This window comes from Rhodococcus sp. 06-470-2, from assembly GCF_002258235.1.
In the GTDB taxonomy this organism is placed as follows: Bacteria; Actinomycetota; Actinomycetes; order Mycobacteriales; family Mycobacteriaceae; genus Rhodococcoides.
On sequence record NZ_NOYB01000047.1, the window covers coordinates 26753 to 39354 of the forward strand.

10 protein-coding genes are annotated in these 12602 nt (G+C 64.9%); 8 read left to right on the top strand and 2 right to left on the bottom strand.

Features of this window, described 5'->3' with window-relative positions:
* The first annotated feature begins 187 nt into the window (after positions 1–187).
* Together CH276_RS28280 and CH276_RS26760 are read left to right on the top strand one after the other, a co-directional pair.
* Complete coding sequence (locus CH276_RS28280; protein ID WP_254924459.1) at positions 188–475, top strand: hypothetical protein; 288 nt, start codon at positions 188–190, stop codon at positions 473–475.
* 105 nt (positions 476–580) lie between these two features.
* Entirely contained in the window at positions 581–2914 is a 2334-nt protein-coding gene (locus CH276_RS26760; RefSeq protein WP_094632339.1) for an HNH endonuclease signature motif containing protein, read from the top strand.
* Between the two features lie 35 nt (positions 2915–2949).
* On the opposite strand, the gene mftM is transcribed toward CH276_RS26760, so the two are convergent.
* Positions 2950–3777: a mycofactocin oligosaccharide methyltransferase MftM gene (mftM, locus tag CH276_RS26765; protein ID WP_094632431.1), complete on the bottom strand. Its 828-nt coding sequence runs from the start codon at positions 3775–3777 to the stop codon at positions 2950–2952.
* A gap of 291 nt (positions 3778–4068) precedes the next feature.
* On the opposite strand from mftM, the gene mftA reads away from it, so the two are divergent.
* The 5 genes from mftA to mftD (CH276_RS26790) are packed head-to-tail and all read left to right on the top strand — an operon-like array spanning position 4069 to position 8164.
* The gene (gene mftA / locus CH276_RS26770) at positions 4069–4182 is read left to right on the top strand and encodes a mycofactocin precursor MftA (RefSeq protein WP_080730438.1); all 114 of its coding nucleotides are present in this window, start codon (positions 4069–4071) and stop codon (positions 4180–4182) included.
* A gap of 2 nt (positions 4183–4184) precedes the next feature.
* Complete coding sequence (mftB, locus tag CH276_RS26775; RefSeq protein ID WP_094632341.1) at positions 4185–4478, top strand: mycofactocin biosynthesis chaperone MftB; 294 nt, start codon at positions 4185–4187, stop codon at positions 4476–4478.
* Positions 4479–4512: 34 nt separating this feature from the next.
* The gene (mftC, locus tag CH276_RS26780) at positions 4513–5745 is read left to right on the top strand and encodes a mycofactocin radical SAM maturase (protein ID WP_032397572.1); all 1233 of its coding nucleotides are present in this window, start codon (positions 4513–4515) and stop codon (positions 5743–5745) included.
* Complete coding sequence (gene mftD, locus CH276_RS26785; protein WP_094632343.1) at positions 5745–6923, top strand: pre-mycofactocin synthase MftD; 1179 nt, start codon at positions 5745–5747, stop codon at positions 6921–6923. The genes mftC and mftD (CH276_RS26785) overlap by 1 nt, the downstream gene beginning before the upstream one ends.
* Before the next feature lie 8 nt (positions 6924–6931).
* On the top strand, positions 6932–8164 hold the full coding sequence (gene mftD, locus CH276_RS26790) for a pre-mycofactocin synthase MftD (protein ID WP_094632345.1): 1233 nt from the start codon (positions 6932–6934) through the stop codon (positions 8162–8164).
* 43 nt (positions 8165–8207) lie between these two features.
* Here the strand turns inward: mftD (CH276_RS26790) and CH276_RS29145 are convergent, their stop codons facing one another.
* Positions 8208–8534: a LuxR C-terminal-related transcriptional regulator gene (locus tag CH276_RS29145; RefSeq protein WP_230596991.1), complete on the bottom strand. Its 327-nt coding sequence runs from the start codon at positions 8532–8534 to the stop codon at positions 8208–8210.
* 225 nt (positions 8535–8759) lie between these two features.
* Here CH276_RS29145 and CH276_RS26800 point away from each other — a divergent pair, with 225 nt between their 5' ends.
* The gene (locus CH276_RS26800) at positions 8760–12533 is read left to right on the top strand and encodes an nSTAND1 domain-containing NTPase (RefSeq protein WP_094632347.1); all 3774 of its coding nucleotides are present in this window, start codon (positions 8760–8762) and stop codon (positions 12531–12533) included.
* The last annotated feature ends 69 nt before the right edge of the window (positions 12534–12602 follow it).

Here is a 12602-nt window from a genome sequence, read left to right on the forward strand (position 1 = left end):
TGGTTCTCGGTCATTTGGTCGGATGATTCTAAAAGTGTGGTGATGCTGACCGATTGTCGGGTCGTCACGGACCGTGAGGTAGTCGGGCACGTGCGGCGTCACGTCTTCGACGCTGCGCTGGACGATATGGCCGCGGGTTTCGAGACGGAGAGATCTACGACATGTACGCATTCGGCTCGCGTACCCGGTGCACCGGGCAGCTGACTTCTTGTTCTGCACGGCAGACGTGGTACTCGTCGGCAAGGATCTTCCACACGTCGACGTTTCCAGGGTCATCGCGCGGCGATTCAACGACCGTTGCGGCGAAGTGTTGGAGAAACCGCACGCCCTACTGACGTCGAGACATCTCCTATGGTCGGGCTCCACAAGGCCAGGGTATCGGCTGGGCTCACTGTGGTCGGCACCGCACGACCGCGGCTCAGATCACGACGTTCTGAGTTCGAGCTCGGCTGATTTGTGCTGGTCGGGGTGGTGAGCACGAGCTGCCGAGTCTGCGCTTTCCTTTCTTGTCGGTGGCCCGGGTTAGTCTTCTTTCAGTTCGAACGCACGTTCTGAAACGTTGCTCACCGGGGGGTGAAAGATGGGTGCACTGCCAGCTGTGTCACTGGAGGCGTTGACTGCTGCTGCGCGTGCGGAGAATCGGCAGGCCGCCCGCAAGATCACCGCCTGCTACGAGGTCCATCGGAGCTGGATCACCCACGACATCAAGTACAAGCACTACAGCCGATACGGGCGCACCGAAATGGCCGTCGCGTTGGGATGTTCGGCGACGGTCGCCGAATCGTACGTGTCCATCGCCGTCGCCTTGCACACCCGACTGCCCCTGCTGCGGAAAGCATTCGAGGGCGGGGAGGTCGACCTTCCACGGGTGCGGACGGTGTGCCGGATCCTCGACAACCTCTCCGACGACATCGTCACCTCCGTCGAAGCCGAGGTCGTCGAAGCAGCCCACCGGTTGTCGCCGGGTCCGCTCGAGAAGGAGATCTGGGACATCCTGCTGCGGGTCGCCCCGGAAGAAGCAGCGGCACTACGCGAGTTCGCGAAGAGGTTCCGGACCGTCACCTACACCCCGGCCGGGGAACTGGCGCGGATCCGGGCGGAGTTGACCGCCCCGGAAGCTGCCGCTGCGTGGCAGTTGCTCGAGGAGATGGCCGACACCTTGTGCCCGAAAGACCCGCGCGGGAAGAAGGAACGCCTGTGCGATGCGTTCATGGCCCGGATGCACGGCGAACCCCGCTTGGCGTGCCTGTGCCGACGGGAGGACTGCCCCAAAAAGGATGCGGCGTTGCCCGATCGGCGGGTGCCGTTGACGATGGTCACCGTCGATATAGCCACCCTGATCGGGCTGCTCGCCAACCCGGCGTATCTGGCCGGACACGGTTCGATCGATCCTGATCTCGCCCGGGAACTCGCCCGCAACAGTCAGTGGCAGATCCTGCTCACCGACGCAGTCACCCTCGCCGAGAAACTCGGACTGGCTGTGCAGAACCCGGAAACCGGGGAATGGGAACGAACACCGAAAACCCGAGTTCGGGTACAGGACTCAGGGTCGGCCGCGACAGCGGACACGGGCACGGACGCGGACTCAGGGACGAACACTGCGTCGGGAACACGCGCTACCGAGACTCGCAGCCGCACCGACAGCAACCCAGAACCAGAGACCGAGACTTGCACGACCACAGGTGCTTCCGTCGACGTCATCACCGATGCGACCACTGCCCCGCATGCGGAAGCGGCGAACGAATCCGCAACCGCAGCATCGCCCACACCCGTACGCTCTCCGATCGATGCGCCGGCAGCGAACACAACCACCTCGCCTTCTACTACCAACGCGACAGCAACCGCATCAGCACCACCGACAGCGGCGGGATCTGCCTCCGACCAAAGGGCAGATCCCGACCATGACTCCGATCCAGCACCATCGCCGGAGTCCGGCACTGCACCGGACCGAAGCGAAACAGGCTCTGCTCCAAAGCGACTCGAGCGACCCGGGACGGTCCCGCCGACATCAGTATCACCACCGACAACGGGCCCCACGCCAGGAACAGTTATCCCGCCGGAACCGGGGACTGCGACATCACCGACTTCGATGCACGATCAGACGGAGAATCATCAGACGGAGGATTCCGCGGGGGACACCTCTGCCCATTCAGCTCCTTCCGAGACCGAGACCGAGACCGAGACCGGGGCAGGCGCGGACAGGCAACGGCGGACGCAATCGCTGGCCTCCGCCGCAGCGCTGTTCTGTACCCACACTCCCATCGGCCGGGGCACACGGCACAGCTCTGCCCTCGACCTGCCCTTCGCAATCCGGCCCAACAACCGCACGATCCACACATCGGTAACCCGCACATCCGGCGGCCTCTATCTCGGCAACGCGTCCCTTGCTGCCGCACTCGAAGCTGCCATCGCCGCTGACCCCACCCTCGGAAAGTCGGTACCCCGTGACCCCCTGACCGACCGGGCCTTGTTCTACCGACCCGATGCCCTGACCACCGCCGCCGTCCGATTCCGCGACAAACACTGCCGCTTCCCCGGCTGCCACCGCCCCGCCGCCCGCTGCCAACTCGACCACGTGAACCCGTTCGACCACAGCAACCCCGTCGGCGGCGGCTGGACCACCGTCAACAATCTGCAGTGCCTGTGCGAGTACCACCACACTGTCAAGACCGCCCGCTACTGGACAGCCGTCATGCTCCCCGGCGGAGGGATCCTGTGGACATCGACATCGAAGACCACCCGAATCACCCTGCCCGCCAACGGCACCGCCGTTCCCATCCTCGGCAACGACCTCAGACCACACATCCCCACCCAACCGAGAAACTCCGGCATCATCGCCTACCCCGACCCACCGGACAACCATGAGTCGATAACAGAACCGACCGCCGAAGACACCGGCGAGCCGCCGTTCTAGGTGTGCTGGGGTAACGCCTCGGATGCGAAACCTGTTCAGGTGAACTGGCGTGCCCTGGTCTTGTCGATCACGAGCCACCCGCCGTGGTGCTCCGAGGTCTCGAACATCGAACCCGTCGACCGACCCAATTCCACCAGCGATGATTCGTCGAACGTGCGAACGTGTCCGTGGCAGGCGGTGGTCTCGGTCTCGAAGGGCACTGCAACAACGACACGGGTGCGCGCGATGCGTAGTGCCTCTCTCACGATGCGAGATCCTGTCTCTGCGTCGACGTGTTCGAGGAGATGCAGAGCAGTCACCGTGTCGACGCTGCTGTCTGCGACGGGAACGTTCGCAGCGTCGCACACCACGGTGTCGAGTGTGATCCCGAGATGCGGGGCTACGACGGTGAGTAACCGCATGGTGCCGTCGGAGAGGTCCGTTGCGGTCACCGAGTGCCCCTTCATTGCCAGTCGGAGCGGAAAGAAGCCGAAACACGATCCCATATCGAGCACCGATCCGACGATCAGGTTTTCTGCGTGATCGTGGACGGGAGCGAAATCGGCAGTGCCGGATAGTAGTTCGTCCAGCGAATTGCGATAGTAGGTGGCCCAGGCGTCGACCGGATCGGCGACGGTGGTGCGGACGATCCCGACCAGCACCAACTCGAATTCCCGCTGCGAAAGACCCACATGACGTGCCTGTGCGGTCACGATCGGAACGAGGCGCTCACCGATCTGGGCCGACGTCAGGCCATGACACACCTGCACGGTCGATCCGGTTCGGACCGCGTCGAACTCGAGTCCATGCAGGTGTCGGACCACCACGTTCTCGTGCGCCCAGACTCCATCGGGGCTCGGTGCGAGTGCATCCAGTTCGGTCATCGATGTCATTTCTGTTCGTCGCACGTCCACTCGGCGTGGCCGCCCCTTCGGTGAGGTCGAGCGTTCCACACATCGGTCGACGAATCGGCCACTCCCTACCAGGTCGGGCCGCTTGGACGATGCTGGCCCCGCACGCCGGACGGGACGATACCTACCCATATGGACGGTTGATCGCGACGGCCGACCAGTTCTGCTCTCACGCCGCTTCCGAGTCGTGATCGGCCGCTAGCGTGGTGATCCGAGACACAACCAATCGGATTGTGACCGAGCATATTTCGCAGGAGGTTCCAGATGTCGAAGAAGAACGAGAACGCTGTGGTCGGTACGGCCGTGGTCGAATCCGATCTCGTCGAGGAGTCGTTGGTCGAGGAAGTGTCGATCGACGGCATGTGCGGCGTGTACTGATCATGACCACTGCAGTGCGCGACGACCTCGACGAGTTCGATCTGGATGCGCCGTGGGCTCTGCATCCGCAGGTGGCGTTGCGTCCGGAATCGTTCGGGGCCCTGTTGTATCACTTCGGAACTCGCAAGCTCTCGTTTCTGAAGAACCGCACGATCGTGGCGATCATCGAATCGCTGCCGGAACACTCGGACATGCGGTCGGCGATCGAGGCCGCAGGGATCACCGAAGAGCAGTCGGCCCCATACGTGAAGGCCCTCGCAACGTTGGCCGACTCGAGCATGATCACTCGCCCGTAGAGCCTGACCCATTAGTAGAAGAGGACTTCCGCCCATGACCTCCACCCTCGAAAGGCCCGCTCCGGTAGGCAAATTGGTCGACCAGTTCGAGCTCGGGCTCGACGCGCCCATCTGCTTGACCTGGGAGCTGACCTACGCTTGCAATCTGTCGTGTGTGCACTGTCTGAGCTCGTCGGGTCGCCGTGACCCTCGCGAACTGAGCACCGAGCAGTGCAAGTCGATCATCGACGAGCTGCAGAAGATGCAGGTGTTCTACGTCAATATCGGTGGTGGGGAGCCGACGGTGCGCTCGGACTTCTGGGAGCTCGTCGATTATGCGACCGCGCACCAGGTGGGTGTGAAGTTCTCCACCAACGGGGTCAAGATCGACAAGAAGGTGGCCGCGCGGTTGGCCGCGTCGGACTACGTCGATGTCCAGATCTCCATCGACGGCGCAACCGCCGAGGTCAACGATGCGGTCCGCGGACCCGGTTCGTTCGACATGGCGTGCCGGGCGTTGGAGAACTTGAAGGAGGCCGGCTTTCGGGACGCGAAGATCTCGGTGGTCGTCACCCGGCACAACGTGAGTCAGCTCGACGACTTCAAAGCGTTGGCCGACAAATACGCTGCGACACTGCGGATCACCCGGTTGCGGCCATCCGGCCGGGGCGCGGATGTCTGGGACGATCTGCACCCGACGGCCGGTCAGCAGCGTGAGCTCTACAACTGGCTCGTCGCCAACGGTGAGGGCGTGTTGACCGGGGATTCGTTCTTCCACCTCTCGGCATTCGGTGACGCTCTGCCCGGGCTCAACCTCTGTGGTGCCGGACGAGTGGTGTGCCTGATCGATCCGATCGGCGACGTGTACGCCTGCCCGTTCGCCATTCACGAGAACTTCCTCGCCGGCAACATCGTCCGTGACGCGAAAGATGGCATGGGCGGGTTCCAATCCGTATGGCAAACATCGGAATTGTTCCAGGATCTGCGCTCGCCGCAGACCTCGGGCGCGTGCACCAAGTGCGCCCACTTCGACGCGTGCCGTGGTGGCTGCATGGCAGCGAAATTCTTCACCGGTCTGCCCATGGACGGACCGGACCCCGAATGCGTCATCGGGAACGGTGAAATGGCGTTGGCAGCGGCGGGGGAGATCCCCAAATCCAGTGTCGACCATTCCCGGACCGGGCAACGCAAAACCCCACGAAAGTCGGTGCCGCTCACGTTGATGATGCGTCCGCCGGCGAAGATCTGTGACGAGAACCCGCTCGCAGGAATGGAACAGGAAAGCTGATGGCGAAGAGTGCGTGGTTCGAGACCGTTGCCGAAGCGCAACGGCGTGCGAAGAAGCGTCTACCGAAGTCCGTGTACGCCGCCCTGGTGGCAGGCTCGGAGCGCGGACTGACGATCGATGACAACATGGCGGCGTTCGGTGAACTCGGCTTCGCCCCGCACGTGGCCGGGCTATCGGACAAGCGTGATCTGTCGACGACGGTGATGGGGCAAACGCTGTCGTTCCCGGTGATGATCTCGCCGACGGGCGTGCAGGCGGTGCATCCCGACGGTGAGGTCGCGGTCGCGAGAGCTGCTGCGGCGCGGGGTATTCCGATCGGCTTGTCCTCGTTCGCCAGCAAGTCCGTCGAGGAGGTCGCGGCGGCGAACCCGCAGACCTTCTTCCAGATGTACTGGGTCGGATCGCGCGAGATACTGCTGCAACGGATGGAGCGCGCACGCGCAGCCGGGGCGGTCGGGCTGATCATGACCCTGGACTGGTCGTTCTCCAACGGCCGCGACTGGGGTAGCCCGTCGATCCCGGAGAAGATGGACCTCAAGGCGATGGTGCAGTTCGCTCCCGAGGGCATCATGCGGCCGAAGTGGTTGTGGGAGTTCGCGAAGACCGGCAAGATCCCCGATCTGACGACCCCCAACCTGACCCCGCCCACGGGCGGTCCGGCCCCGACGTTCTTCGGTGCATACGGCGAATGGATGGGCACCCCGCTGCCGACGTGGGAGGACGTGGCGTGGCTGCGTGAGCAGTGGGGTGGGCCGTTCATGCTCAAGGGCGTGATGCGCGTCGACGACGCCAAACGAGCCGTCGACGCCGGGTGCACGGCGATCTCGGTGTCCAACCACGGAGGCAACAACCTCGACGGGACTCCCGCACCGATCCGGGCGCTGCCCGCGATTGCCGAGGCGGTGGGCGATCAGGTCGAGATCACCCTCGACGGCGGGATTCGGCGCGGCAGCGACGTGGTGAAGGCGCTGGCGTTGGGTGCGCGAGCGGTGCTGATCGGGCGGGCATATCTGTGGGGCCTGTCGGCGAACGGTCAGGCGGGCGTCGAGAACGTACTCGACATCCTGCGCGGCGGAGTCGATTCCGCTGTCCTCGGGCTCGGGCACACCTCGGTACAGGACCTCTCGCCGTCGGATGTGGTGATGCCGGCCGGGTTCGACCGCAGGCTCGGCGTCTAGAGCGCTGCGTGCTCACCGAGTCCGGTTGGTTCGAGTCCGTTGCGCAGGCCCAGCGGCGCGCGCAGAAGCGTCTTCCGAAGTCCGTCTACTCGGCGTTGGTGGCGGGATCGGAACGCGGAATCACTGCGTCGGACAACACCGCTGCGTTCGCCGAACTCGGGTTCGCCCCGCACGTGGCAGGGCTGTCGAACGAACGTGAGTTGTCGACGACGCTGATGGGGCAACCGCTGTCGTTTCCGGTGATGATCTCCCCGACGGGCGTGCAAGCGGTGCACCCCGACGGCGAGGTTGCCGTCGCGAGGGCGGCAGCGGCACGCGGTGTGGCGATGGGTTTGTCGTTGTTCGCGAGCAAACCCATCGAGGAGGTCGTCGCAGCGAACCCGCAGACGTTCTTTCAGCTTCACTGGGTCGGATCACGGGAGTTGTTGCTGCACATGCTCGATCGGGCACGCAATGCGGGTGCCGTCGGGTTGATCGTGACGATGGACTGGTCGTTCTCCGAGGGGCGAGACTGGGGGAGTCCGGTGATTCCCGATCGCCTCGATCCGAGGGCGATGCTCCGGTTCGCACCGGAAGCACTCGCGCATCCGCGATGGCTTGCGCGGTGGGCACGCACGGGCACCCTCCCGGATCTGACGGCACCCAACCTCGCTCCGCCCGGAAAGCCCGCGCCGACGTTTTTCGCCGCATATCGCGAGTGGAAGTCCACGCCGCTACCCACGTGGGAGGACATCGCCTGGCTACGTCAGCAGTGGGACGGTCCGTTCATGCTCAAGGGCATCTCGCGGGTCGACGACGCGTTACGGGCCGTCGACGCCGGCGTCACCGCGATCTCGGTGTCCAACCACGGTGGCAACAATCTCGACGGTTCCCCGGCGTCGATTCGGGTGTTGCCGTCCATCGCCGAGGCAGTGGGAGAGCAGGTCGAGATCACCCTCGACGGTGGCGTCCGGCGGGGAAGCGACGTGGCGAAAGCGCTCGCGCTGGGTGCGCGGGCAGTGCTGATCGGTCGGGCCTATCTATGGGGGTTGGCCGCGAACGGTCGAGCAGGAGTGGAGAACGTGCTCGACATCCTCCGCGGCGGACTGGATTCCGCGATGCTCGGTCTCGGGCACGCATCGGTGCACACGCTCGGACCATCCGATGTCGTACTACCGACCGACTTCGCTCGCGCCGATCGACTGCCCGTTCCGGAATACCCGACGCCGATGCGAACAAGGACGGCACAACCCATCCGGTGATTCGCGCCCGGCCATCCCGCGCGAGGGGCAGCCGCATCGGCGGTCACCAATCGGAGAGTTGAGTGTGACCGTCCTGCAGGGCGCGGGCGAACAGGGCCGCCTTCGTCGGCGCGCTGCGGCCCACTGCCGCGTACTTCTGTCGGACCCGGGTGATGTGTGTGTTGATCGTGCCCACCGATATGTAGACGGACCGAGCTGCGACCGTTTTCGAGTCGGAGGCGAACCAGGCCAGCATGACCTCGATCTCGCGCGCGCTCAACGCAGGCTTGGGGCGACGAGTGTCGGTCGGTGTCGGGAGTGCAGTGGGTGCCGACTCTCTCGGCCTTCGAAACGGGTGATGTACCGCCGATGCCGACGTCTGCTCGAGCACGAAAATTCTCCCCCTCGTGTATCCGTCCATCCCCGACCTCAGCGTCCATCGTCGAAGCAATGGCGTCGCGGATCCAGCTGTGCGCGCAAGTCCATACAAGGTCAATACGGACGACTCCGGGTTCCACGTGTGCGTCATTCAAACGCAGCAATTTTGCTGTTTGTCCTGCTCAGTGGGCTGTTCGAGGCATCGGTGCATGATCTGCCGGCTCTATAGTTTTCGCCCATGACCTCCGATCGCCCGGATCCCTCGTCGATCTCGGATCGCACCGAATTCGCCGCGGCGTTGCGTGCGATCAGGATCCAGGCGAATGCCACGGTCCGCGACATCGTCGAGCGTTCCGGTGGCCTGCACGGCACGATCAGCGGCTGGTTCTCCGGTCACCACGTACCCACGAAGGCCAGCGCCGAGATGTTCGCCGCGGTACTGGTCGCCTGCGGAGTCGACGACGAGGACGAGCGGGCGCGGTGGTGGGACGCGGTGTCCAGGGTGCGGTCCGTCTCGGGCAGGCGCACGGTCGACCCGGCGAAGGGCAGCCCACCGTACAAGGGCCTCGAGGCGTTCGGGACCGCCGATTCGGAGTGGTTCTTCGGACGCGACGACGTCATCGACCGTCTGAGCACGCGCGTCCGCGGTGTTCTCGACAACGGTGGAGGCATCGTCTTCGTCGTCGGTGCATCGGGCTCGGGGAAGTCCTCGCTGCTGCGCGCCGGCCTGGCATCGAGGTTCGCCGGTTCGGAAATCTGTTCGGGCGTGGGCGATATCCGTGCCTTTCCCGAGCGAGTCGGGTCGTTCGCGTCGGGATCGGTCGTCGTTCTGGATCAGGCCGAGGAGTTGTGGACGCTGGCGACAGCGCGCGAGCGCGAGAACTTTCTTCGTGCGGCCTCCGACTCGACCGACTCCGGGTCGGTCCTCGTCATCGGTCTGCGGGCCGACTTCTACCAGAACGCCGTGTCGGAGGATGCTCTGCTGGCCGGACTGTCCGACAACCCTGTGGTCGTCGGCCGCCTCACCGAATCGCAGTTGCGGGAAGTCATCGTCTCGCCTGCAGCGAAGGCGGGAGTCACCGTCGACGATGCCCTCGTACAGGTACTGGTCGGGGAGTTGGGTCCGCGTGGATCGCAGTTCGCCCACGACTCGGGTGCCCTGCCGTTGCTCTCGCACGCATTGCTGACGACGTGGCAGGTCTCGAGCGGAAGGACTCTGACCGTCGCGGACTATCTGGCAACCGGCGGAATCGGCGGAGCGGTCGGCCAGAGCGCCGAGGAAGTGTTCTCCGCCTTGACGTTCGAGCAGCAGCGCGAAGCACGCCGCATCTTCATGCGTCTGGTCAATCTCGACGACGACGTGGTCACTCGTCGCCGCGTCGATCGTGTCGAGCTGTTCCACGGAGACGACGACATGAACGTGGTCACCGACGTCGATGTCGTCATCGAACGGTTCGCCGCGCGCAGACTGCTGACCGTCGACGAAGAGACGGTCCAGGTGACGCACGAGGCGTTGCTCACGGCATGGAAGCGGCTGCGTGAGTGGCTCGACGACGACCGTCAGTGGCTGGTCGAACACCGTCGGCTCACCCAGGCGGCCGAACTGTGGGAGAACAACGACCGCGACGAGGGCTCGCTGTTGCCGGAGTCCAGGCTGCTGGTGGTACAGGAATCCGTCGGACCGGTGCGTCGGCGCGACCTCAACTCCACCGAGAAGCTCTACCTCGAAGCGAGCGCGAATCGAGTCGAGCAACAGTACAGAAACGACCGACGTCGACGACGCACCCTGGAAACGCTCGTCACCGCACTGGCGATTCTGACCGTACTGTCGGTGACACTGGCAGTGACGGCGTTCGTCGCCCGATCGGACGCGAACGCCGGACGGCTCGCAGCCGAACACGCTGAGGCCGAGGCCGTCTCGCGTCAGATCGCCGGCGTCACGCAGCAATTACGAACGCAGGATCCCGGGCTGGCGGCCTACTTCGCGCTGGCGTCCTACGAGGTGGACCGAACGTCCGAGGCGCGATCGGCACTGCTCGATTCCTCGGCGATTCATACTCCGGTGCGGCTGCTCGGTGTCGAGGGCAATGCCGTGACCGCGGTCGACCCACGCGGAGTCATGGTGGCAACAGGCGGTTCCGACGGGCACGTGCGGATGTGGTCGCTCGCCGACGGCCATGCGCGGCTCGGTGAGATGGTCACGCGTGACTCGCGGGTGCTGACGTTCGATCCGCGCGGAGGCGTCATCGCTGTCGGTGGAACCTTCGGTGTCGAGCTGTGGGGTGTATCCGACCCGGCGACACCGACGAAGTTGTCGAGCACGGATGTGGTCGGTGTAGGGAACCTGTCGTTCTCGCCGGACGGACGATTTCTGCTCGTCGGCACCCAGGACGACAGATTGCCTCTTCTCGACGTGGCAGAACCCGCCACGCCCCGCACGGTCGGTGAAATCGCCCAACCAGGTTCGCCGTCGGCCACGGAATTCAGCCCGGACGGCCGGTTCCTGGTGACGGTCGGTGCCGGCCGCGCGCTGCGATTGTGGGACGCGAGGCAGCTGACCTCGTCTCCGGCAGCCCCCACCGTGCCGTTGATCGACGTCCCCTCGGACGGATCCACCTACACCGCACTGCAGTTGGCATTTTCTCCCGACAGCAGGACGTTGACAGCGGGTACCACCGGTCGTGAGGTTCTGCGGTGGGCCGTCGACGCGGGCGGACTTTCTCCTCTGCCTGCGTTGACGGGATTCACCAGCTACGTCAAAGATGTCGCGTTCAGCGGCGACGGAGTCCAGATCGCTGCGGCGAGCTCGGACAATTCGTCCAAGGTGTGGGACGCCGCATCGGGGACGCTGCAGCTCACGCTTCCCGGTCCGATCCAGGTGAGTTCGCTGGCATTCACGCCGGATCGCTCGTCGATCGTGACCGCCAGTGGTGATGGCACAACCCGAATCTGGCCGCTTCCGGGTCCGGCCCTCGCGGACGCCGGAGACACGATCTTCCAGAATCCTGTCGATACAGCGGGCACCCGGCTACTGGTCGGTGCAGGTCGTCGCGCGTCCGCAACAACCCTCTGGGATGTCGAGGACGTGGAGCATCCGGTGCCGTCGAAGCCGTTGGTCCTCGGTGACGGAATGGCGCAGACGGGTGCGGTGGCGCTCACGGCCGACGGCACTCTGGCCGCGGTCGGCACCGCAACTGGGGGATTTCAGCTCTGGGACACAACCGATCTCGGCGATCCGGTGGCCCTGGGTTGCGTTCGGGAGGCGACCGGCAGCCTGACCGCGGTGCTGGCGTTCGATCGCTCGGGGACGATGTTGGTCGCGTCGGGTCAGAACTCGAACGACGTGTCGGTGTGGTCGCTCGAGGATCCGGCTGCCCCGATGAAGATGTCGACCTTGCAGGCGGGGAACTATCCGGCGGGCATGGCGCTGTCTCCCGACGGTTCGGTACTGGCCATCGCCAGTGTCGGGGGCGTGGTCGAACTGTGGGATATCAGTAACCCGACCGACCCGCGCCGCACGACCACACTCGGCGGATTCGGAGGCTCCGTTCAGGCCGTGGCCATCTCACCGGATGGGCGAACTCTCGCCGCCGGCGGTGCGGATCGTTCGATTCGACTGTGGGACATGACGAATGCGGCTGCCCCGCAACACCTATCTCGCATCGTCGGGCCCTCCAGCCCGATCTACTCGCTCTCGTTCGATCGGTCCGGCACGCGGTTGGCCGCGGGCGACGGGGGATCCTCGGTGTGGCTGTGGAATGTCACGGACCGTGCCGCGCCATCGCAGTACGCTGCCCTCACCGCCTATGGCATGCGTGTCAACGATGCTGTGTTCGCCGCGGACGGACGAGTGCTGTTCGGCGGTGGCACGGCCCGCGATGTCCGCATCTGGCGGACCGACCCCGACGAGGTTCGTACTCAGCTGTGCGAATCCGGGGGGTCGGTGGTGACGGAAACCGAATGGGCACAGTACCTACCCGGTGTTGCCTATCGGAGGTTGTGCGAGACCTGATGGACTCGGAGATGGTGTACTGGCACCATGACCGACGAGTCACCGAAGGTCCCCCCCGACACTGTCTGC